The sequence below is a fragment of the Paenibacillus sp. LHD-38 genome (assembly GCF_031157315.1).
In the GTDB taxonomy this organism is placed as follows: domain Bacteria; phylum Bacillota; class Bacilli; order Paenibacillales; family Paenibacillaceae; genus Pristimantibacillus.
Map to the genome: position 1 here is coordinate 46,251 of NZ_JAVIFU010000014.1, position 25,017 is coordinate 71,267.

Sequence of the window (25,017 nt, forward strand, 5' to 3'; positions counted from 1 at the left end):
TTCGTTGTAGAAGAAGGAAGTCGTCAAAACGGCATTCAAAATGTCGTGAGAGTGTTAGTGCCCTAACGAATTTATCTTTATTATTGGAGGTATTAAGGAATGAAAGGAAGTTTTTCATGATTAGAGAAAACCTCAACCGTTATTGGGAGTTCGTAAACGGGAAACCGTCCTCGATTCCAGGATTCGGAACCAATCAATCTAAAACTGTTAACTTGCCGCATGACTTCATCATCGAGACTGAAACTACTCCGGAGGCACCTGGTGGTTCGTTAACGGGCTATTACGGAGGCGGCGTCGGCACGTACACCAAGATGCTTGACATTCCCGAAGATTATGACGGCAAGCGGGTTCTTGTGGAATTCGACGGATCTTACATGAATACAACCGTCACCTTGAACGGACATACCGTAACGAAACAGCATTACGGTTACTCGCCGTTCCACGCGGATCTTACGCACTATATGAAGCCGGGGAAACCGAATCGTCTAGCGGTTACCGTCAACAATGGAGCGCAGCCGAACGCAAGATGGTATACCGGAGCAGGTCTTTACCGCCATGTGGATCTTCTGTGCGCTCCAAAGATCCATATTGCGCCTTGGGGTATTTATGCCCATACTTCACATATTGTAAGCGGCACCGCGTTTGTTACTGTAGAGACGACCGTCGAGAACCATACGGCCGAAAGCGCAAACGTATGGGTGGATCTTAAGATCGAGAAAGAGAACGGCGGTCCTGAAGTGGGCTGCGGCAGAATCAAAGTGGTTATCCCCGCAGGGGAGAAGGGCATCGGCCGCGTCAAGGTCGCGGTAGAGAATCCCGAACTGTGGGATATTGATTCGCCGAATTTATATCGAATAAACGCTCAATTATCCGATCGCGAGTCAGTGCTTGACCAAGACAACACGCTGTTCGGAATCCGAACGATTTCCGTCGACGTCAAGAACGGTTTCATGTTGAATGGGCGCCCCCTTAAACTAAAGGGCGGCTGCGTCCATCATGATAACGGCATTCTAGGCGCAGCGTCGTTCTATGACAGCGAGTTCCGCAAGATGAAGGTCCATAAGGATAACGGTTATAATGCGATTCGCTTCGCGCACAATCCAATGGCAAGGGATATGCTGGAGGCATGCGATCGACTCGGACTGCTTGTCATAAACGAGGCGTTCGATGTCTGGGTCATGGAGAAGAATACGCATGATTACAGCCAGTACTTTGAAACCGACTGGAAGACGGATATGGAAGCCTTCATTCTGCGCGACCGTAATCATCCTAGCGTCATTATGTGGTCAACCGGCAACGAGGTTCCAGAGCGGGGGGGCATGTCGGACGGCGCTATATGGGCAACGAAGCTGGCTGCCTATGTGCGAGAGCTTGACCCTACGCGTCCGATTATTAATTCCCTATGCTCCTTCTTTAACGGACTTGATGATGAAGATCAGGCTAAATTTTTCGAAGGGCTAAGACAACAAACGATGAAAGGCGACGGCTTGCAAAACTTGGATTCGGAATTCGGCAGAAGCGTGTGGCCTGAATATACTGAAGCCTTTTGCGCTCCGCTGGATGTCGTTGGATATAACTATTTGAATTATCATTTCGAAGATGCTGTCACGAGATTTCCGAATCGTGTCATCTGCAGTACCGAAAGCAAACCAATGGAGATGGATATTTACTGGCATGACGTTGAGCGCTTCTCCCACGTCATCGGCGATTTCAATTGGACGAGCCACGACTACCTTGGCGAAGCTGGGATAGGTAAACAATTGTATGTGAATCCGGATGAGGTTGCACAAGCCGCAATGCGGGTTCATATGTCCCCTTATCCGTGGCGAACTGCCTACGATGCCGACTTCGACCTTTGCGGCTTCGAGCGGCCGCAGCTCGCTTATCGCAGAATCGTTTGGGGCTCGAGCGAAACCTTTATCGCTTCGCATAACCCGGCTAACCACGGCAAGATTGAGCTGCTAGGCAGGTGGGGATGGCCGGATTGCGAGAACGCGTGGAGCTGGGTTGGCTACGAAGGAAAACCGACGAAGGTTGACATCTACTCGTCTGCTGAGGAAGTGGAACTGATTCTGAACGGGAAGAGTCTTGGAAGAAAGCCGGCCGGCAGAGACAATCGGTATACGGCTCAGTTCGATCTTGCTTTCGAGCCTGGAACGTTGGAAGCCGTAAGTTATATCGGCGGCGAGAAAGTTTCGTCTGATCTTCTGAAGACTGCCGGCAAGCCTGCCGGCATCCGAATTAGCCCTGATAAGAAGGAGCTTGCGGCAGACGGGCAGTCGCTAGTTTATGCGACCGTGGAGATTGTTGATGCAGAAGGTAACCTCGTTCCGACAGCCGAATTCAAGGCGAATGCAGGTGTGGAGGGTGCGGCTACGCTTGCCGCGTTCGGAAATGGCAGACCGCAGACGACCGAGAATTATACGAAAGGCGAGTTTACGTCCTATAAGGGCACCTTGCTTGCGATCGTCCGTGCGGGTTACGAAGCAGGGACAGCGGTACTGACGGTCAGCATGGACGGACTTGATACCCTCTCTGTTGAGATCCCTGTAAACCGCGTATAATTTTTGGCCCTGAACCATACATGGGTCTTTATTAATCAGCCGAGACGGCCGCCAACCGATATGATCATATCAGGGCGGCCGTCTTGCATACGGAGAGGAAGACTGCAATGAAAATTATTCGGCTCAAAACAAATCGTATGACGAACCCGCTAGGCTTCACGCTCGATAAGCCGCGGTTCTCCTATGTCGTCACGGATACTATGGCCAAGAAACAAACTGCCGCGAGGTACGAAGTAGCCTTGGATGAAGCATTCTCTAACGTCATCTATGATAGCGGCAAACGTGAGGATATCGATAGTCTTGCCTTCAAGCTCCCGACCGAATTGCAGCCAAGAACACGCTACTATTGGCGCGTGGAGGTCTGGGCGGACAACGACGATCATGCTGTCAGCGACGCTGCCTGGTTCGAGACGGCCAAACTAGACGAGCCTTGGAACGGAGTATGGATCGTTCCCGAGTTGGATAAGGATACGCACCCTTTACTCGGACGTACATTCGAGATAACCGGAGAGGTTGCTTCTGCTCGTGCATATGTCTGCGGGCTTGGTCTTTACGAAATGCAAGTTAATGGGTCGAAAGCCGGCGAAGAGTATTTTGCCCCTCACTTTAATGCTTACCAGAAGTGGCTGCAATATCAAACCTATGACGTGACGGAAATGCTGCGCAATGGTGAGAATCAGGTATCGATAAGTCTTGGAAATGGGCTGTATAAGGGAAGGTTTGGTTTTGATGGACATGCGGCCGAGTTATACGGCTCAGAATTTGCTCTGTTATGTGATATCGTAGTAACCTATATCGATGGTTCAACGGCTGTTATTTGTTCAGACTGTTCATGGACGGCAACCAAGAGTAAAGTAATGAGCGGCAATCTGTACGACGGGGAAGTGTACGACGCGACCTTCGAGTCTTCGGAAACTTTCGCAGTACGGGAAGGGGATCTCGGATATGAGCGGCTGAAAGCGCGCCTCAGCTTGCCGGTCGTTATTAAAAAAGAGCGCAAGCCAATCGAGGTCATCCATACCCCGGCAGGAGAAACCGTGCTTGATATGGGACAGAACATGGTCGGTTGGCTTCGTTTCCGGACCGATGCACCTAAAGGCACTGTTATCCGGCTGCAGCATGGCGAAGTGCTGCAAGACGGCAACTTCTATCGCGAGAACTTGCGTACGGCCAAAGCGGAATTTCAATATATAGCTGACGGACAAGAAGCGGTTGTACGTCCCTACTTTACGTTCTATGGATTCAGATATGTGAAAGTCGAAGGTTGGCCAGGCGAGCTGAGTATCGACGATTTTACCGGCTGCGTCATCTATTCGGATCTCGAAGAAATCGGGACTATAGAAACGAGCGACCCGCTGGTAAACCGACTGTTCCAAAATGCGCTATGGGGTCAGAGAGGTAATTTTCTTGATCTTCCAACAGATTGTAATCAGCGAGATGAAAAGATGGGATGGACGGGGGATGCGCAAGTGTTCTCCGGAACGGCATGCTTCAATATGGACTCCTATGCCTTCTACAGGAAATACGGGTATGATATGGGCAAGGAGCAGGAAGATCGCGGCGGATGGGTTCCGAGTGTCGTTCCTGCCGTCAATGTAAATACAGGCGGTTCCAGCGCATGGGCCGATGCGGCTACCATTATTCCATGGAACGTGTATCTCCACTACGGGGACAAGTCCATCTTGGAACAGCAATTCGATAGCATGAAAGGCTGGGTCGATTTTATTATCCGGTCCGATGAGCAATCCGGAAGCCGGAGATTGTGGACGACGGGGTTCCATTTCGGAGATTGGCTTGCCCTTGATGGAAGCGATCCGAGTTCCTCGATGGGTGGTACCGACATCGACTTTATCGCTTCCGCCTTCTACCGGCATTCCTCCCTATTAGTGGCGAAGGCGGCACAAATACTCGGGAAATCCGAGCTCGTGGAGTACTATGAACGTATTTCGGATGAAGTAAAAGCGGAAATTGAAGACGAATTTTTCTCGAAGAACGGCCGCTTGACCATTAATACGCAAACCGCTTTTACCATCGCGCTATATATGGATCTCTTTCCGGATGCTTTCCGAACAAGGGTAGTTGAAGGATTGCGAAATCGGCTTCATATGGATCGTAAGCATCTGAAGACCGGCTTCGTCGGCACGCCTTACCTAAGCCGTGTCTTGTCGGAGAATGGCTTCAGCGATCTTGCTTATACACTGCTGCTTAACGATGATTACCCAAGCTGGCTATATGCTGTGAAGCTGGGAGCCACGACGATTTGGGAACGTTGGAATTCAATCCTGCCAGACGGTAAAATCAATTCTATGGGCATGAACTCACTCAATCATTATGCGTACGGCTCGATTGCAGAATGGATGTACCGCTCTATTGCCGGCATCAATCCGACCGAAGATGCACCAGGTTTCCGCCGAGTCTTATTGTCGCCTCAACCCGATCTGAGGTTGAAGTGGGCCAAAGCCCAAATCCAATCTGCCGTAGGACTATATGAGAGTGAATGGAACATTAGCGGTGAAGGTCATCTTTCCTACCGATTCGTCATTCCGTTTGGCGCCACGGCCTCCGTCAAACTTCCCGATTCGGACATCGAAACAATCAGGATTAACGGCCAAGCGTTCGGTAAGAGCGTCATAACGGGTATACAGATGGGAGACAAGTCGCACTTAGAGCTGACCAGCGGGGTCTATGAGATTCAATATGCACCGACCAAAGACTATTTCAAACGTTACAGCTCAAAGACCCCTTTGGCTGAACTTATGTGCAATGATGCGGTTCTTCGAAACGAATCGGTGATGGAGCTGATGAAGAAGGTGCTTCCACGTCGTATGGAGCATAATCCGGATGAGTTCCTCACTGCCATTGGAGATGCATCGCTTCGGAGTTTGTCGGGACACTTCCAGATGGATACGGCGGTTCTTGATCAGTTGGATGAGCGATTGAATTCTTTACCCGTTGGATGAGGTTAATATTAATGAAAAATAGACGGAAATTGGTCGTGAAAGCGTTATCTAAAAAGTCGTCAAAGTGTTAGTTGAGGTTTCAAGCCTAAAGCTATACTAAGAGAGCAAACCAAGATAACCAAATATACGGGGGGAAGAAAATGAATCGGAAATTCAAAGCATTCAAGATTTTGCTAGTCACGGCTCTCGTTACGGTTATACTAGCTGCTTGTTCGTCAAACAATGGCAATAATGAAAGCAACAGCAGCAATGTAGGCAACGGGGGCAGCCCGACAAACGATGCGGGTCAAACAGCAGAAGGTTCGAATGAGGCCATTAAAGATCCATACGATCTGACACTTGCGCTTCCTATATTCGGGGCTGTTCCAGCAGATATTGCGGAGGTTCAAGCGGAGGTCAACAAAATTACGCAAGCGGAAATCAACACAACGGTTACGCTGCTTCCGATAAGCATCGGCGCTTGGGGTCAGCAATTGAATCTTATGAACTCCGGCGGAGAAAAGTTGGATTTATACTTTACTTTTGGCCAAGGTTATTCTTACGCAGCGGCACAAGGGACAATCAAGGAACTTGACGAGCTGCTTGCGAAATACGGGCAGGGAATTGTTGAGGCGGTTGGCGAAGACAATATGAAGGCTGCCGAAATCGATGGGAAAATATACAGCGTACCTGTCACCGGTGTTTATGCGTCGGCATCTGGGATCGCGATGAGAAAAGACTTAGTCGAGAAGTACAATATTGATATTACATCCATCAAGTCTTTGCAAGACCTGGACAGCGTGTTCCAGACGATCAAGGATAACGAGCCTAACATAGCGCCGCTCGCGAGCGGTCTATCGTCGCCGCTGGAATACTACCGTTCATACGACCGTCTTTTAGACCGCTATGGAGTACTGCCGGGATATGATAATGGATATAAGATCGAGAACTATTACGAATCCGCGGAGTATGCAGAACTGTTGAATATGACACATAAATGGTATAAAGCTGGTTATATTAACAAGGATGCGGCTACGACACAGACGAATCCGTTAGATTTAATTAAAGCTGGAAAGGCATTCTCTTTTATGATGAAGAGCGAGCCGGGAACAGAAGCACTGACTAGCCGACAAACAGGGACAGAAATGGTTGTAGTCAACCTGATGCCTAATGCCTATTCGACGACCAACGATCTTCTTAATGGATTGTATTCGATCGCTCAGCATTCCGAGAACCCTGAGCGTGCGATGATGATGCTTAATCTGATGTATACGAACAGCAAACTTGCGAACCTTCTGGTATGGGGAATCGAAGGCAAACACTACGTTAAAGTGTCGGATACGCAGATCGATTATCCAGAAGGGGTTACTTCGTCAAACGTAGGGTATAACATGCAAGCCTGGCTCCTCGGCAACCCGCTTATTACCTATGTTAATAGCTCGCAAGCGCCGGACTATTGGGAACAAGTGAAGGAATTTAATGCAAACGCTATTAAATCGAAAGCGCTTGGATTTGCTTTCAACCAGGACCCGGTCAAGAACGAAATAACGGCTTTGAATAACGTAGTTGAACAATATCGTAAAGTGCTTGAGTCGGGAACGGTTGATCCTGCCGATAAGCTCAAAGAGTTCAACGATAAGTTGAAGGCTGCTGGTCTTGATAAAGTTATGGCTGAGAAGCAAAAGCAACTGGATGCATGGGTAACTGCAAACCAATAATAAACGATATGCGCCGGATCTCTAGTATCAGAGATCCGGTTTTTTCTATTTATATGAATATCGTAAATGATACTTCAAACCGCCGCTAAAGTCGTGAAACCGTCATTGAAGAAGTCGGCATACCGTTAGTTGCACCAATACCAATCCCTTATGATTAGGTTAATGAAGACATCATTAGACATAAGAAGGAAGGGACTTGAAAATGGAACAAGCCGCAGCAGCGGCGGCCGTGCAAGCGGAGCCGAACAAGAAGAAAAAGAAGACCGTTCAGAAAAAACATTTGCCATTGTTAATTATGATGATCCCAGGTCTTCTCTATTTGCTCTTCAATAACTTTCTCCCCATGCTGGGAATCGTTATCGCCTTCAAGGATATCAACTTCGCCAAAGGTATCCTACAGAGCGATTGGGTCGGGTTTGACAACTTTGAATATCTGTTCAAAACGTCGGATGCGTACATCATCACGCGCAACACGATTCTCTACAACCTTGTGTTCATCATCCTCGGGACCGTGTTAGCTCTCGGTTGTGCAATCTTGCTGAATGAGATCAAGAATAAAGTGTTGCTTAAGACCTACCAGAGCCTTATTACCTTGCCGCATCTCATCTCCATGGTCATTGTAAGCTATCTTGTATACGCGTTGCTGAGCGGAGAGGTAGGCTTTCTCAATCGAACGGTGCTTCCTTGGCTAGGCATAGAAGAAGGCATATCTTGGTACAGTGAGGCAAAACACTGGCCCGTCATCTTGACCTTAGTCCATTTTTGGAAGAGTATCGGCTATTCCAGCATCGTATTCTTCGCAGCGCTGCTTGGCATCGACGAAGAGTACTACGAAGCGGCAAGGCTGGACGGCGCGAGCCGCCGGAAGCAGATTACCCACATCACGCTGCCGTCGATAATGCCGATCATCATCTTGATGACGCTGCTAAGTGTAGGACGGATCTTCTACTCTGACTTCGGATTGTTCTATCAGGTGCCGATGAACGCCGGAGCATTGTTCGAGACGACGGCGACGATCGATACGTACGTCTTCAGAGGGCTCTCTGGCGGAGGCGACCTGGGGATGTCAACCGCGGCAGGTGTTTATCAGTCCATCGTCGGATTCATTCTCGTCGTACTGGCTAACTATTCGGTACGTCGCTATAGTAAAGACAACGCATTATTCTAAGGGGGCGTCATGTTGAAAACGGAAAGCAAATCCATAACCCTAATAAGCCATATCGTTATTTTCCTGTTCGCCGCAATTTGTATTATACCGCTCATACTGCTGATTTCGGCATCATTTACGGATCAGAACGCGATCGTGGCTCACGGTTATTCGTTCATCCCGCAAGTGTTCAGCACGGCAGCATACGATTATTTATTTGCTAGAGGCGCGGATATCGTAAGAGCGTACGGCGTCTCGGTATTTGTAACGGTGTTCGGAACAGCCGTCGGGGTAGCGATTACAACGCTTATTGCCTACCCGCTCTCGAGAAGAGAGACACCGTATCGGAACTTGATCATGTTCCTTGTATTTTTCACCATGCTGTTCAATGGCGGGCTTGTGCCTATGTACCTCGTGTACACGCAGCTCTTTGAGATTAAGAACACGATCTGGGCGCTGATTGTTCCGGGGTTGCTGACAAACGGATATTACATGATGATGATGCGGACTTTCTTCCAAACGACAGTCCCGTCGCCCTTGATTGAGTCCGCGCAGTTGGATGGGGCAAGCGAGTACCGGATCCTCTGGTCGGTGGTGCTTCCGCTCTCGACACCCGTTGTGGCGACGATGGGAATGTTCACGTCCATCATGTACTGGAATGATTGGCAGAACGGCATGGTCTATATTACAAAACCTGAATTTTTCAGCATTCAGAATTTGCTGAACCGCATTATGCAGGACATCCAGTTTATTACAACCAACATGCAGGCGGGCCAAGGCGAAGCGATGGCGATCATGCCGACCGATTCGGTCAAGATGGCAATGGCGGTCATGGGTGCGCTGCCGATTCTGATCGCGTACCCGTTCTTCCAAAAGTATTTTATTAAGGGGATTATGGTCGGCGCAGTAAAGGGTTAATTTATATTAGCGTAATTGCGCCACAACTTTCATATCGAGGTTGTGGCGTTTTGACCTTATTTGCTTGTATGATGGAACGGTAAATCCATTCAAAGGAGCAGATGCATTGAATATTCGTAATTGGGGACAAAGGCGAGGTTCCTTGAGGCGGAAGCTGATCCTAAGTGTGCTGCTCATGACGATTCCGCTCGTTGGAATGCTTTTGTACAATAATTTTTATGCCATTCATGTTGTTCGCGGTCAAGTCGCCGATTCGTATAATAAGATGCTTACGCTCTACATGAAGCAGATCGACACCGGTTTGAACGATGCCGATGCTTATATGAATACGATCGGCGGCAGCACAAGCTCCGACTTGGTGTCTCTTGGCCAAGCCAAGACGGATACGGAATACTTCAGCGCGAAGGTCTATTTGTTTAATAAGCTAACAAAGGAGATCGCGCTTTACGATTCGATTAATTCTTATTTCGTATACCAAGCTGATCGCAAGGATTTTATGGTTGTATCGCAAGGAAATATTCCATATGAGGAGATTGATCGAGTCGAGAGTCATGTCGTAGCGTTGATGCAAGACGGCCGAATTGCTAAAGGAACGGCTGTGAAGAGGTGGCAGCACCATCATATCGGACAAGACGACTATCTAATTGACATTATCCAGTCAGGTAACGTATTTATGGGCGCTGTTGTGAAAACCGACCAGTTGTTAAAACCGCTCGATTCCCTTCAGATTGGCGTCGACGGCGCCGTGCTGCTCGCAAATTCGAAAGGCGATCCCATTACGGGTATAGATAAGAAAAAACTTCAGGGGATCGAACTGCAGCAGCAGAAAGACTATTACCTCTCGGGTTCCAAGGAAAAGTATCTGGTGGTAGGTACTCCTTCCCTGAGGGGGGATTTTAGTTTGATTGCGCTCATTCCTGATCAGCAGATATTGGCCAAGCTTCCGTATCTACAATGGATAATATGGCTGATTACGGCGGTCACTTTGCTATTTGTTCCAATCGGCTTATACGCTATGAGACAGTCGATCTTGATGCCATTAACCCGGATATTGCTGGCCATGAAGAAAGTCCGCAGCGGCGATTGGAGCAAACGCGTGGACTTGCATCAGACTTCGGAAGAGTTCAGGCTATTAGGTGAATCATTTAATGCGATGATGACGGAGATCGAGACGCTGCGCGTTAACGTATACGAAGAGCAGCTCAACAAGCAGAGAGAAGAGCTGCAGCGGCTTCAACTGCAAGTGAACCCGCATTTCTTCTTAAATGCTTTAAATATCGTTTATAATCTTGCCAAGGTTAAAAACTTCGAGCTGATTATGCAAATGACGATGGCTTTGATTCAATATTTCCGCTTTCTGTTCCGCAGCAACACGTCATTCGTGAAACTTAAAGATGAGCTTGAACATACACGAAATTATTTAAGCATTCAGATTCTGCGGTTCCCTGGGCAATTAACTTGGCAAGTGGATTCCCCGGATTATTTATCGGATGTCCCGGTGCCTCCGCTTTCCATACAGTCATTCGTCGAGAATTCGATCAAATATGCGGTTACAATGGAAAAACCCATTCACATAGCTGTTCGCATCCGATTTGCCGACGAAGAAAGCGGATCTCATATCATCATTCGAATCGAGGATACGGGTAAAGGATTCGACAACGACGTACTAATTGAACTGCAGGCTGGACGAAGCGTTCAGAACGAGCTGGGCGAACATACGGGAATATGGAATGTGCAAAGGCGTTTAAGGCTGTTATACGGTGAGCAAATGACCATTCGCTTCTTTAACCATGGAGAAACAGGAGGCGCGGTAGTGGAATTAATCCTTCCTACCCGCGCGGAGATGGAGGAAACAACATGACCTATCAGATGCTGCTGGTTGACGACGAAGTTCATGCCATCGAAGGCGTGAAAGCCGATCTGGATCTTGCGAAATTAGATATTACGAATTTGTTCACGGCATACAGCATGCGGCAAGCCATGGACATTTTCGAGAAGGAAGTCATCGATATCATGCTTTGCGATATTGAAATGCCGCAAGGCAGCGGGATGGATCTGGTTGCTTGGGTAAGGGAACAGTATCCCGATACGGTAACCATCTTCCTGACTAGCCATGCCGACTTTAAATATGCCAAGGAAGCGTTGAAATTAGGAAGTCTCGATTATCTGCTCAAGCCCGTTATTGCGGATGATTTGGAACATGCGATTCGGGAAGCGCAATGCGTCATCGACCGCAAAACCGAAACAACGCGGCATACCCATTCCCATCAACTGTGGACGAAGCATCATGCCTATATCATCGAGCGTTTCTGGCTCGATCTGATCAACCAGTCGACGCCAAGCCAACCGGACGCGGTTCGTGAGCAGGTCGAGCGCCATCATATCCCGATTTCGGAAGGGGCTGTCTTTGTTCCGATTCTAATCGCCGTTCAACGTTGGAACAAACCGTTAAATCGCAGGGATGAGAAGATACTGGAATATGCCCTCAAAAATTCCGCGGATGAAATCATCAAAGGCAGCCATTCCAATGGAATATGTTTTGCGCTCGATCGAGGGATGCTGCTTGTTGTCCTGGCTGTCAGCGGCGATCACGAAGGGGATGACAGCTCGTTCGTGGAGGCATGCAGCAGCTACATCGACTCGTGCCATCAGTATTTTTACTGTGATTTATCTTGTTATGTAGGCCAGGCCGTCCTAGCGCACGAAATGGCTAGTATGGTGTTACGTTTAAGACAGCATAATACCAACAATGTGGCTTTCGTCAATCAGGTATATTCTGACCCTAATTCCTGGCAGACGATTCAACCTGTCACTCTGCCAGCGCTAAGCAACATCGCATCCTTGTTAAAGACGGGAACACAGGAAGCCGTCCTGCGCGAAGTTGATAAGGTTCTTGGCGATCTTGTTCGCAAGCAGGAGATGAATGCTGAGGTTCTTCATCAATTTCATCAAGACTTCATGCAAGTGCTTTACTCGTTCCTGAACGCTAAAGGGGTTCAAGCCCATCAACTGTTCGGTGACGAAATATCAAGACGGTTGTCCGAAACGGCAGGGCGGTCCGTAACCGACATGATGGGGTGGGTTCATCATGTCGTGAGCAAGGCCATGAAGCAAGCTGATGTGGTAAAAGAGACCGATACCGTCATTGAAACTGTTAAACGCTATATTGCGCATAACATGGATCAAGACATTTCGCGGGAGCAGGTGGCAGAACAGGTTTTCCTAAATCCCGACTACCTGTCAAGAATATTCAAGAAGGAAACGGGATCTTCTATTTCGGACTATATTCTTCTGGAACGAATTAATCATGCGAAGTCGTTATTGTCCCAAACGAATATTCCAATCAGTTCTATAGCCTCCGCAGTAGGGTATACAAACTTTTCTCATTTCGCAAAAATTTTTAAAAAGTATGTTGGAATTGGCCCAACTGAGTTTAGAACCCAACACAGTGATAGGACATGAATTAACCAATATGGATACCAAGAGCCGGCCCTGAACGGGGCCGGCTTTTGTGCATGTATTACAAGTTCAGGTTTTAATTTTTATTAAAAGTCGGTATAGTTCCATTCATTTAGTCGTAAAACCGTTAGTCGTCCATAGTTATCTTTCTTATGATTAGTTATAGACGAGAGCTGTCGCCAAAGGGAAGGGAGTGATCTTATGCAACAACTACCGGACAATGTTAGTCAAGTTCTAATACATCTCCAACAGAGGCATCGGGCACAGCGATTAGCCAATTTTGTTGAATTGAACAAGAGCGTGGAAAAAGGCGGTATCTTGTTTATCGGCGATTCGATTACGGAGGGTTTCCCGATTCATGAGATGTTAAAGTGCGGCAAGGCGATGTACAACCGCGGCATCGGAGGCGACAAAACGCAGGATGTATTGAATCTCATGAAGGATATCGTATATGATTTAGAGCCAGCGAAAGTATTTTTGTTAATTGGAACGAATGATCTTGGTTTTGACATTAAACCGCCTGCAATCGTTGAACGTATTAAAGAAATCGTTACGAACATTCAGCAACAGCTGCCGGAAACCAAGCTGTATTTGCAATCGATCTACCCTGTTAATCAGTCATACCCCGCATCGCAGGCGGGATTGCGGAACAACCACGATATTCAGCGAATAAACGTTGCAATCCGTGAAATCGCATCAAAAGATCAGATCGCTTATATCGATCTTTACCCAAAGTTAATAGATGGGGAAGGCTTGCTTCACGATGAATACACGTATGATGGTCTTCACCTAACGATCAAAGGGTACGAAGTCGTAAGGGAAGAAATTCAGAAGTATCTATAAGAAACGGCAACTCGGGGAATGCCTGCCCGGGGAGTCGTTTTTTTATGCAGAGGTTTGGATATGTGGCGATTAATAAGTCGTGAAAGCGACAGTCATGTAGTCGTCAAAACGTTAGTTCGCTAGAAGGGCAGTAGCTAAAATGATAATAGGCACTTAATACCGAACTACAGGGGGAATTCCACAATGACGCTTCAATTTCCTAATGGTTTCTTGTGGGGAGCATCAACAGCTGCCCATCAAGTAGAAGGCAATAATATACACTCTGATTTTTGGGTTATGGAGAATTTGGAAGGATCTATGTTTAAGGAACGCTCGGGTGATGCTGTCGACCACTTCCGCCTTTACCGCGAGGATATCGCCTTGATGGCTGAACTAGGGTTGAATGCATACCGATTCTCGATCGAATGGGCAAGAATCGAACCTGAAGAAGGAGTCTATGACGAATCGGCTATCGAGCATTACCGGAACGTTCTGAAGGCCTGCAATGACAACAACATTACTCCCATCGTGACGCTTCATCATTTTACGACTCCGGTCTGGGCCATTCGCTTGGGAGGTTGGGAATCGGAGGAGATGCCTGCACGTTTCGCCCGTTATTGCGATAAGGTTATGAGCGAACTTGGTGAATATATTCCGTACGTATGCACGATCAATGAAGCGAACATCTCAATTGGCATTACCAAGGTCATGAAGCGCCACCAAGCCGGAGGTACTGCCCAAGTCGGCATCAACACGGATATGGCAGCTCGTATGCAGACGTATATGGAGGAAGTAAGCAAAGCCTTTGGAGTACCGCCAGAAGAAGTACACTCCTTCCTCGGTCTGCGTACAGAGAAGGGGTTGGAAGTCATCTTTCGGGCGCATACAGAAGCAAGAACGATTATTAGGCAGATCAGTCCGAATACGCAAATCGGCATCACCATGTCCTTGTACGACGTTCAGAGTATACCCGGCGGTGAAGAGATTGCAGCGCATGCGTTGCAGGAGGAATTACTGCAATTCACGGATTATCTGAAGGACGACGATTTCTTCGGCTTGCAGAACTATACCCGTTCGGTATATGGACCGGATGGCATGCTTCCGGTACCGGATGATGCCGAGAAGACCCAAATGGGAAATGAGTTCTACCCGCAAGGACTGGAGGCAGTTATCCGATACATCTCGAAGCATCTGGATAAGCCGATCTTCGTCACGGAGAACGGAGTGGCTACGGACAATGACGAACGGCGCATCGCCTTTATCGATCGTGCCTTGAGAGGCATACATGCATGTATCGCCGATGGAATTCCGGTGCAAGGCTACATGCATTGGTCATTGCTTGATAATTTCGAATGGCAGCTTGGATTTTCTAAGCGCTTTGGACTTATTGCAGTTGACCGCGCGACACAGGTAAGGCATCCGAAGCCAAGCGCCAATCATTATGGAAATATCGCCTCAACGAATGTGCTGGCTGATTAATCATAACTCGCAGAAACATACCAAAGGAGCTAGATATGCATGTTATATCCAATCGTAACGGAAACTCGCAGCATCATCGATTTAAGCGGCATTTGGAATTTTAGTCTCGATTCGGGAAATGGTTTTCAAGAAGAATGGTATAACGACTACCTGAAAGATCCGATAAGCATGTCCGTTCCGTCTTCCTTTAACGATGTCGGGGTTACCGCTGACATTCGCAACCATGTAGGCTGGGTCTGGTACGAAAGAGACTTTACAGTACCGAATCTATTGTTCTCCGAACGAATCGTTATTCGATTTGGTTCAGCCACTCACAAGGCACAGGTATATGTGAACGGTAAGCTTGTCGTTGAACATATCGGCGGATTCACGCCCTTTGAAGCTGAGATCAATGCTTTCCTTCAAGCAGGCAAGAATCGTCTAACAGTCGCGGTAAACAACATCGTAGACGAAACCACGTTGCCAATGGGAAGCTATAGCGAGAGGGAACTGCCTGGAGTGGGCAAGATCGTCAAAAACAATCCTTACTTTGACTTCTTCAACTATGGAGGCCTTCACAGACCGGTTAAGATCTATACGACCTCTAAGGCGGCCTACGTTAAGGATGTAAGTATCGTAACGGATCTGAATACGTCGATCGGGACCGTTCGTTATGAAGCGTCCATCGAGGGTCAGGCACAAGTCAAAGTGACCTGCGTTGATCAGTCCGGCGCAATCGTTGCAGAAACGCAGGGGCAGTCTGGTACGATCACGATCGATAACGTGAAGACATGGGAACCGCTGAATGCCTACTTGTACCAGTTGAAGCTTGAAATCATGCAAGATGGACAAGTCATTGACGTCTATGAGCAGCCTTTTGGAGTGAGGACGGTTGAAGTCAAGGACGGTCAATTCCTGATTAACAACAAGCCGTTCTACTTTAAAGGCTTCGGTAAACACGAGGATACCCCGCTTAATGGCAGAGGTCTGAATGAGGCCGCGAACGTCATGGATTTCCGATTAATGAAATGGATGGGTGCCAACTCCTTCCGTACGGCGCATTATCCTTATTCAGAAGAAGTTATGCGACTGGCGGACAAAGAAGGAATCGTGGTTATAGACGAGACACCAGCAGTCGGGTTGCATCTTAACTTTAATGTGGCTCCTACGCAGGGACCCAAGAGGAACACATGGGAAGTGTTGAAGACCCAAGAAACGCATAAGGAAGTAGTGCGAGAGCTTATCGCTCGCGACAAGAATCATCCAAGCGTAGTCATGTGGTGCATCGCCAACGAACCGGCGTCCGAGGAAGACGGAGCAGAAGAATACTTCCGTCCGCTCGTGGAATTAGCCAAGGAGCTTGATCCGCAAAAGCGTCCCGTAACGATCGTCAATATGATGAATGCCACCCCGGATAAGGATAAAGTGGCTGAACTAGTCGACGTTCTGTGTCTTAACCGTTATTATGGCTGGTACGCGTTCGGCGGAGACTTCGACACGGCCAAGGCTTTGCTGCGGCAAGAATTGAACGGCTGGGTCAAGCGTTGCCCTGGCAAGCCAATCGTGATGACGGAATACGGCGCAGATACGATTGCCGGATTGCATGATGTAGATCCCGTCATGTTTACCGAAGAGTATCAGGTTGAGTATCTCCGTGCGAATCACGAAGTGTTCGATGAATTCGAGCATTTTGTTGGGGAGCAAGTATGGAATTTTGCCGATTTCCAAACGAGTCAAGGGATTATTAGGGTTCAGGGTAACAAGAAAGGTATCTTTACGCGCGAGCGCAAGCCGAAGGCTGCCGCCCACGAACTGCGCAGAAGATGGCAAACGATCCCGGATTTCGGATATAAATCAGAATAATGAATGGACTCTAGAGTAACTGAAACTGTACTGAGGTGAATGTTCATGCTACCGCAATTAATAAAAGAAAATGGTGTATTCAATCTTTATGTCGATGGTAAACCCTACATCGCTTTGGCAGGAGAAATTCATAACTCCAGTTCCTCTGACTTAGACTATATGAAACAAAAAGTATGGCCAAACCTCAGAGGATTACATCTGAATACGGTGATTCTACCCGTCTATTGGGAGCTGCTCGAGCCTAAAGAGGGTGAGTTTGACTTTCATATCGTTGACGGAATCATTGAACAAGCACGTGAAGAAAACGTTCGATTAGTGTTGTTATGGTTCGGATTATGGAAGAATGGAAAATCCACTTATGTTCCTAGCTGGGTAAAGAAGGACTACAAAACGTATTTTAGAGCTTCTTATAGGAACAAAGAGACATCGGATACCATTTCACCACTGTGTGAGAAAGCGGTAAATGCAGACGCGAGTGCTTTCAGACAACTGATGTCACATCTAAAGAAGATTGACGGTGACCAGCACACTGTTATTATGGTACAAGTGGAAAACGAAGTCGGATTCCTTGGCAGTGATCGTGACTATTCAGACATCGCGAATTGCGAGTTCAACCTTCCGATCCCATCTGAAGTAAAAGCGGCTTATGAAAGAAGCGGCACTTGGAAGGAAGCATTTGCTGGAGAAGCACCTGAGTACTTCATGGCGTATCATTATGCCCGGGCGGTAGAGCGAATTGCAAAAGCCGGTTCTGATGTTTACCCTATCCCGATGTTCGTTAATGCTTGGCTTGAGCAACATCCATGGAACCCAGGCTCATATCCTAGCGGTGGGCCGATTGCCAAAGTAATGAAGATGTGGAAGGCAGTAGCTCCGACCATATGTCTTTATGCACTGGATATTTATTTGTCCAATTTTGCAGAAATCTGTGAGGAGTATACTGCTGGGAATGACAATCCGCTGTTTATTCCCGAAGCTAGAAGGGACATTGTATCTGCTACCAACGTTTTTTATGCTATTGGAAAACATGACGCCTTATGCTTTGCTCCATTCGGGGTTGAAGACTTTCTAGATCCGTCTGCGGATGTGGGAGCAGGAGTCGATCTCAGTATTTTGATGGCTCTTAATATTGACAGCTCTGGTTTTAATATAAAAGGAACAGGTACTTATCTTGCTCGCAGTTATGAGCTTATTGGAAATATGATGGGTATCATTCAAAAATACCGTGGAACAGGAAAAATGACGGGATTTCTGCAAGATCAAGACCGTGGTTGTATCCTGTCCTTCTCGAATTATGACTTGAAAATCAGCTATACACACCGACAGGAAGGAAAACCGATATCCGGAGGATTGGTTATCGAACTCTCTAGGGATAAGTTTATTTTGGCTGGAATCGGGTTTAATATTGAGTTCCTGCCCAAAAGCGGAGAATCGAGCAAGGTAGGGTACATTCGAGTTGAAGAAGGTACATTCGTTCACGATAAATGGATTCGAGGCCGTGTCCTGAACGGAGATGAAGCTTCATACCGGCTTGGAATTGGCAGCAATCCTGGCGCAATATGTGTGGAAATGTATAAATACGAATGAACTGAGGCGGAAAATCAATGATTTATTCTAATCCCATATTAAAAGGATTTTATCCGGATCCGAGTGTTTGCAGGGTAGGAGAAGATTATTATTTAGTGACTAGCTCGTTTGGTTACTTCCCGGGGGTCCCGATTTTTCACAGCAAGGACTTGGTTAATTGGAAACAGATCGGTAATTGCTTAAACAGAGAAAGTCAGTTGCCCTTATTTGCGAATCATGCTTTCTTAAAGAGACATGTAGGGAAAACAGGTATCTATGCGCCTACTATCAGGTATCATCATGGAAAGTTTTATGTGGTTACCACTAACATGGCACATTATCGTAATTATGTTGTATGGGCGGAACAACCGGAAGGTCCTTGGTCGGAACCCTTAGATTTAGAATGGGGCGGTATTGATCCGTCGCTTTTGTTTGATGATGATGGCAAGGTCTATATTTCGGGCACAAGTGCTGGGCCCGATGAGCCTGAAGAAGGCATTTATCAAGCAGAGATTAACCTGGAAACTGGTAAATTGAATTCAGAACGAAGGCATATCTGGAAGGGAAGCGGTGGCAGCTATCCCGAGGGGCCGCACCTTTATAAGATCGGTAATGTTTACTACTTGTTGATTGCAGAGGGCGGAACGGAATATGGACATATGGTAACAGTTGCTCGAAGCGAACAACCGTATGGACCTTTCGAAAGCTGTCCATATAATCCGATTCTTACTCATAGGAACACCAATTCCCCCATTCAAGCAACGGGACATGCCGAACTGATTCAAGCACATGATGATACTTGGTGGGCGATATTTCTAGGTATTCGGCCTTCCGGATATCCCTATTATCATCAATTAGGAAGGGAAACCTTCTTGGCTCCTGTAAAATGGACGGAGGATGGCTGGCCGATTATCGGTGAACAGGGCCGCGTCCATCTCGAAATGGAAGCACCAGCGTTTTTTCAGGGGAATCTGGAAAATCAGATCCAACTGAAGCGGGACGATTTCGATTCCGAGACATTGAGTTTTGAATGGAATAGCATTCGAAGCCCGATAGAAGGAATCTGTTCGTTGAAAGAAAGATCAGGCTGGTTGGCGCTGCATGGAACAGAATTCGGATTGGATGATATAGAGGATAAGGCGTTTATTGGACGGCGACAGCAAGATATCAATTGTCGCGTTTCTACGTTGATGGAATTCAACCCGAAGGAACAAGGAGAAGAAGCAGGTCTTACGGCATTTATGAATGAAAACAGTCATTACGACATAGCCGTAACCAGCGCGAATGGAAAACAACGGGTAATGTTTCGTCGGCGTATAGGATCATTATGGAAGACAGAACGCGAAGATGAAATCGAATCCGATCAAATTATTTTATCTATTCGTACGAACAAGACCAATTATTTATTTTCATACTCGTTACCTGGACAAGAAGAAATCGAAATCGGCAGAGGGGAGTGTTTCTACCTTTCGACCGAGGTTGCCGGCGGCTATACGGGAGTATACCTTGGAATGTATGCAGCAGGGAATGGAAGTTCCCTCCAAACACCGGCATATTTTGATTATTTTGAATATCAAATCGAGTAACTCAGTCAATGAAGCGACATTATGCTGCCTTCAGGCTGTGAAAACGACCATAGCCACCTGATTTTAGGTGTTTGAGGTCGTTTTTTTCTGTTCCTTACGGGCAGGCAGCCCCAAATCGTCATTTATTGGGGTGAAGATATGGGCGAAACTCCATAATGAATAGGCCTCTTTGGGAGAGGCCTATATGCTGATTTGGGCGCCAACCTGTAGTAGCATGTCGTGTTTTTCTCAACATGCAAACGAACAGCCTCTACTTATAAGGACTCAGGTTAATGTTTAAACTTCTGACCTTTCTTAGCTGGCATAATATATGCACCTCCTAGAATTTCATCGGACAAAACCAGGGGGGCAATGTCCATTCTAAGGGATGCACTTCAGAATGCCCCGGGTGTCGTTTTTTATGCAGCGGTTTACGCGTGTCCCCTTTAATAAGTCGTGAAAGTGACATCCAAGTAATCGTCAAAACGTTAGTTTGCAAGAAGGGCAATAGATAAAATGATATTAGGGACTTAAAACCGAACTACAGGGGGAATTCCACAATGATGCTTCAATTTCCTAATGATTTCTTGTGGGGAGCATCAACGGCTGCCCATCAGGTAGAAGGAAATAATATACATTCTGATTTTTGGGTTATGGAGAATTTGGAAGGATCTATGTTTAAGGAACGCTCGGGTGATGCCGTCGACCACTACCGTCTCTACCGCGAGGATATCGCCTTGATGGCTGAATTGGGACTGAATGCATACCGATTCTCGATCGAATGGGCAAGAATTGAGCCTGAAGAAGGCGTCTATGAAGAATCGGCTATCGAGCACTACCGAAACGTCCTGAAGGCCTGCCATGACAACAACATTACGCCAATCGTGACGCTACATCATTTCACGACTCCGGTCTGGGTCATTCGCTCGGGGGGCTGGGAATCCAAGGAGACGCCTGCACGTTTTGCCCGTTATTGCGGCAAGGTTATGCGTGAACTGTGTGAATTTATTCCTTACGTATGCACGATCAATGAAGCGAACATCTCAATTGTCATTGCCAAGATTATGAAACGCCACCAATCCGGAGGCACTGCCCAAGTCGGCATCAACACGGATATGGCAGCTCGTATGCAGACGTATATGTTGGAAGTAAGCAAAGCCTTTGGAGTACCGCCCCAAGAAGTACATTCCTTCTTGGGTCCGCGTACGGAAAAGGGATTGGAAGTTATCTTTCGGGCGCATACAGAGGCAAGATCGATTATTCGTCAGATCAGTCCGCAAACGCAAATCGGCATCACCATGTCCTTGTACGACATTCAGAGTATACCTGGCGGCGAAGAGAATGCAGCGCATGCCTTGCACGAGGAATTACTGCAATTCAAGGATTATCTGAAGGACGACGATTTCTAGAGACGTTGGGCTGACAAAGTCCAGCGTTTCTTGCTAGTAGTGCCTTGCCGTATACACTCAGAATGCTAAGGGTTACGGGACGGAAATAGACACTTAATATTCCATTTTCTTATCAAAAAATACGGAGGTTGGTTAAATGAAGCTATCTGGAAAAGTAGCAGTTGTTACAGGTGCGGCGTCAGGCATGGGAAAAGCGATCGCCGAGCTCTTTGCCAAAGAAGGAGCTAAGGTTATCGTATCGGATCTCAATGTCGATAATGCGCGCAAAGTGGTCGAAGGAATTACGGCGAAAGGCGGAAGTGCGATCGCGGTCGCGACTAATGTCGCAATAGAACAGGATGTTCAGCAGTTGATTGACACGGCAGTAGAAAAGTTCGGAACGGTTGATATATTGGTTAACAATGCAGGGATCATGGATAATTTCGTTCCAGCAGGGGATATAACGGACGAGCTCTGGGAAAAAGTATTCGCCGTTAATACGACAGGACCGATGCGCACTACCCGTAAGGTGCTTCCGATCTTCACAGAGAAGAAGCAAGGGGTCATCGTGAATATCGCTTCCGCCGGAGGGCTATTCGGTTCGCGCGCAGGTGCGGCTTATACCGCGTCCAAGCACGCCGTTGTTGGCTTTACGAAGAACGTCGGTTTTCAATATGCGAAGCTCGGCATCCGGTGTAATGCTATTGCGCCGGGCGCCGTAAATACAAACATCGCTGCATCGCTAACTGCACCGAATCCTTTCGGAGTGGAACGCGCATCGATCGGAATGGCGATCAATCCCGGTTTAGGCCAACCGGAAGATATTGCGAAGGTTGCTTTATTCTTGGCTTCGGACGATTCGAGCTTCGTTAACGGCACTACAGTTACGGCTGATGCAGGCTGGACGGCATATTAGAGTTGAATCATTAAGATCGAATAAATCTGATCCCGTTTGATCTCTCTCCTATTCGTAGAAAGTTGATTATCTTTCTTCGTGCGGGGAGCTTTTTCATTATAGATATGAGCGAAATGGTGGGAACCGGAGTGTAATTTATTTAGAGAGAGTAGAAGGAGGAGTTTGGTTTGAACTTCGGTAGTGGGGAGAACAAAGCTGCGGATATCGACTTAAGCAAGATCAAGAGAGGGCCGCTCGTCGCTGCGCTAATTATCGGAGCGTTCGTCGCGATCTTGAACGAAACGCTGCTCAACATCGCATTTCCTGATCTGATGAAGGAATTTCTGATTCTACGGTACAATGGCTGGCAACAGCATACATGCTTGTCGTAGGAATGCTCGTGCCAGTTACGGCTCTATTGCAGCAATGGTTTACTACAAGACAAATGTTTATTGGGGCAATGGTGCTATTTTTAACAGGCACAGTCATAAGCGCAATTGCACCGATATTTGATGTGCTGCTCGCTGGACGCGTCGTTCAAGCATTAGGCACTGGATTGATGATGCCGGTGATGATGAACGTGATCTTGATCATCTTCCCTCCGGATAAACGCGGCGGCGCAATGGGCATGATCGGTCTTGTCATCATGACGGCACCCGTTATCGGCCCTACTTTATCGGGACTGATCGTGGAACATCTGTCTTGGCGCTGGCTGTTTTATCTGGTCATTCCGCTCTCCATGTTTTCAATAGCGTTTGCCTGGGTGTTTTTGAAAAACGTAATGACCCTCACGAAACCGCGGATTGATATTTTATCGATCCTTCTATCATGCATCGGTTTTGGGGGAATTGTATACGGCTTCAGCAGTGCAGGCGAGCGTGGTTCATGGTCGGATCCGGTCGTCGTGTGGAGTCTGATTACCGGAAGCATCAGCCTAATTTGCTTTGTGTGGAAACAACTCGTTTCGAAAGCTCCGATAATGGATCTTCGAGCTTTTAAGTATCCGATGTTTTCGCTCGTCACCGTGTTGATGCTGGTCATGATGATGTCGCTTTTCTCAACGATGATTATGCTGCCGCTATTTATGCAACAGGTACTGCTCTTAACTGCTCTAGCTTCGGGATTAGCATTGATGCCCGGAGGCATTATTAACGGAATCATGGCACCGGTGTCTGGCATTCTTTTCGATAAATTCGGTCCAAGGGTATTGATCATTCCCGGAATCTTACTCATGTGCGTCGCGCTTTGGCTGTTTATGGGCATTGAAGCAGATTGGACGCAGGGCCGCATCGTTTCCATACACATCATCATGATGCTTGGAATGTCTTTGGTCATGATGCCAGCTCAAACGACAGGCTTGAATCAGCTGCCGCGAGATCTCTACGTTCATGGGACCGCCATTTTGAACACACTGCAGCAGGTGGCAGGCGCGATTGGCGTAGCATTGTTCATCAGTATTATGTCATCAGGAACGAAAGAATACATGACCACCTCGCCGGATCCGACTTCTCCGATCGAGGTACGTCAAGCGATGGTCATGGGTCTGCACGATGCTTTCTTTGTTGGCCTATGCTTAGCCATACTGGCACTGCTTATTAGTTTCTTCATTAAGCGTACCGATGCACCGAAGAAAGAGAATACGGAGCAGTCTTTATCCGCGAAGGTTCAATTGAGTAAGGGATCATAAATGCTACACAAGCAGTTTGACGAGCTTTGCAGTAATGAAATTAGATATACTGTAGATAGAGAAAACATTTTAGATAGTATGGTGAATTTTACTATTAAGCTAAACGATTTGACCGGAAGGAATTATTGAAATACGGACAAATAAATTGCATTGTAGATTTGAAGCCATATTCGAAAAGCCGAAATCTGTAGAAGTTGTCATAAAAGTTACTACAGCAACTATTGTCGAGTGACAAGAACATATAACTATAAAAAGCCGCGTTGTTGCGGCTTTTTTCATTTTAACGATAAATCCAGACATGTCTTTGTGCCCCAATATTTTTGCCACATAGATCCATGGCGGAAGAAGCTTTATATCTGCAATAATATACTATAGGCATTTAATTTTAAGATGTAGGATATGAGAAGAACTTGAAAGGAGTTTTCACATGGATGTTACATCTTTTTTGATTTACTGTATGATTGCTACCTTTACACCAGGACCTACTAATATCGTTATATTGTCCACCGTGCATAATTTTGGGGCAAAAAAGGCAATGAAATATACGTATGGAGCAACGATTGGTTTTGCTTTATTACTTGTTATTTCTGCTATGTTGAATACGATGCTTATAACGATCATACCGAAAATATTAATTGTGATGCAGATAATCGGGAGCATCTATATGTTCTATCTTGCTTATCGAATTCACAAAAAGGATACATCAAACAGAGCTGTAAACCAAACGGCTACCTTAATGTCAGGCTTCCTTATGCAGTTTTTAAATCCAAAGGTAATACTCTTTACAATGACTGTAATTCCAAGTTTTATTATGCCTTACTATAGCGCAATCCCTGCGGTGACGATAAGTATTATAGCGATTACTCTGATTGGATTTTCAGCTTTCACAACGTGGGTTCTTTTCGGTACAATCTTCAAGGAGTTTTTACAGAAGTATAGAAAGACTGTTAATGTAATGATGGCCTTATCTTTAGCTTATGCTGCAATCATGATATGGAAGTAGGTAAGCTTTTTAAGAGGTGAATGGA

Annotated in this window: 15 protein-coding genes and 1 pseudogene; all 16 read left to right on the forward strand. The window is 46.8% G+C overall.

Features of this window, described 5'->3' with window-relative positions:
- Positions 1–116: 116 nt before the first annotated feature.
- A complete protein-coding gene (locus RCO25_RS14045; protein WP_308996775.1) occupies positions 117–2,564 on the forward strand; it encodes a glycoside hydrolase family 2 TIM barrel-domain containing protein in 2,448 nt (815 codons plus the stop codon).
- A 107-nt stretch (positions 2,565–2,671) separates the two neighbouring features.
- Complete coding sequence (locus RCO25_RS14050) at positions 2,672–5,524, forward strand: alpha-L-rhamnosidase (RefSeq protein WP_308996776.1); 2,853 nt, start codon at positions 2,672–2,674, stop codon at positions 5,522–5,524.
- Positions 5,525–5,664: 140 nt separating this feature from the next.
- Positions 5,665–7,221 carry an ABC transporter substrate-binding protein gene (locus tag RCO25_RS14055; RefSeq protein WP_308996777.1) on the forward strand — a complete coding sequence of 519 codons (1,557 nt, stop codon included), beginning with the start codon at positions 5,665–5,667 and terminating at the stop codon, positions 7,219–7,221.
- Between the two features lie 202 nt (positions 7,222–7,423).
- Positions 7,424–8,389 carry an ABC transporter permease gene (locus tag RCO25_RS14060; RefSeq protein ID WP_308996853.1) on the forward strand — a complete coding sequence of 322 codons (966 nt, stop codon included), beginning with the start codon at positions 7,424–7,426 and terminating at the stop codon, positions 8,387–8,389.
- Positions 8,390–8,398: 9 nt separating this feature from the next.
- Positions 8,399–9,286: a carbohydrate ABC transporter permease gene (locus RCO25_RS14065; protein WP_308996778.1), complete on the forward strand. Its 888-nt coding sequence runs from the start codon at positions 8,399–8,401 to the stop codon at positions 9,284–9,286.
- Between the two features lie 106 nt (positions 9,287–9,392).
- Positions 9,393–11,147 (forward strand): sensor histidine kinase, encoded by a 1,755-nt coding sequence (locus RCO25_RS14070; protein ID WP_308996779.1) that lies wholly within the window; start codon positions 9,393–9,395, stop codon positions 11,145–11,147.
- Entirely contained in the window at positions 11,144–12,748 is a 1,605-nt protein-coding gene (locus tag RCO25_RS14075) for a response regulator transcription factor (RefSeq protein WP_308996780.1), read from the forward strand. The genes RCO25_RS14070 and RCO25_RS14075 overlap by 4 nt, the downstream gene beginning before the upstream one ends.
- 198 nt (positions 12,749–12,946) lie before the next feature.
- The gene (locus tag RCO25_RS14080) at positions 12,947–13,588 is read left to right on the forward strand and encodes an SGNH/GDSL hydrolase family protein (RefSeq protein WP_308996781.1); all 642 of its coding nucleotides are present in this window, start codon (positions 12,947–12,949) and stop codon (positions 13,586–13,588) included.
- 183 nt (positions 13,589–13,771) lie between these two features.
- Complete coding sequence (locus RCO25_RS14085) at positions 13,772–15,046, forward strand: glycoside hydrolase family 1 protein (RefSeq protein ID WP_308996782.1); 1,275 nt, start codon at positions 13,772–13,774, stop codon at positions 15,044–15,046.
- 39 nt (positions 15,047–15,085) lie between these two features.
- Positions 15,086–16,888: a beta-glucuronidase gene (gene uidA / locus RCO25_RS14090; protein WP_308996783.1), complete on the forward strand. Its 1,803-nt coding sequence runs from the start codon at positions 15,086–15,088 to the stop codon at positions 16,886–16,888.
- A 45-nt stretch (positions 16,889–16,933) separates the two neighbouring features.
- Positions 16,934–18,475, forward strand: a complete 1,542-nt coding sequence (locus RCO25_RS14095) for a GH35 family beta-galactosidase (RefSeq protein ID WP_308996784.1) — start codon at positions 16,934–16,936, stop codon at positions 18,473–18,475.
- Between the two features lie 17 nt (positions 18,476–18,492).
- The gene (locus RCO25_RS14100; protein WP_308996785.1) at positions 18,493–20,040 is read left to right on the forward strand and encodes a glycoside hydrolase family 43 protein; all 1,548 of its coding nucleotides are present in this window, start codon (positions 18,493–18,495) and stop codon (positions 20,038–20,040) included.
- A gap of 539 nt (positions 20,041–20,579) precedes the next feature.
- Complete coding sequence (locus RCO25_RS14105) at positions 20,580–21,428, forward strand: family 1 glycosylhydrolase (RefSeq protein ID WP_308996786.1); 849 nt, start codon at positions 20,580–20,582, stop codon at positions 21,426–21,428.
- A gap of 136 nt (positions 21,429–21,564) precedes the next feature.
- Positions 21,565–22,323, forward strand: coding sequence for an SDR family oxidoreductase (locus RCO25_RS14110; protein WP_308996787.1), 759 nt, complete (start codon positions 21,565–21,567; stop codon positions 22,321–22,323).
- A gap of 203 nt (positions 22,324–22,526) precedes the next feature.
- A pseudogene (locus RCO25_RS14115) lies at positions 22,527–23,989 on the forward strand (DHA2 family efflux MFS transporter permease subunit).
- Positions 23,990–24,416: 427 nt separating this feature from the next.
- Positions 24,417–24,992, forward strand: a complete 576-nt coding sequence (locus RCO25_RS14120) for a LysE family translocator (RefSeq protein ID WP_308996788.1) — start codon at positions 24,417–24,419, stop codon at positions 24,990–24,992.
- The last annotated feature ends 25 nt before the right edge of the window (positions 24,993–25,017 follow it).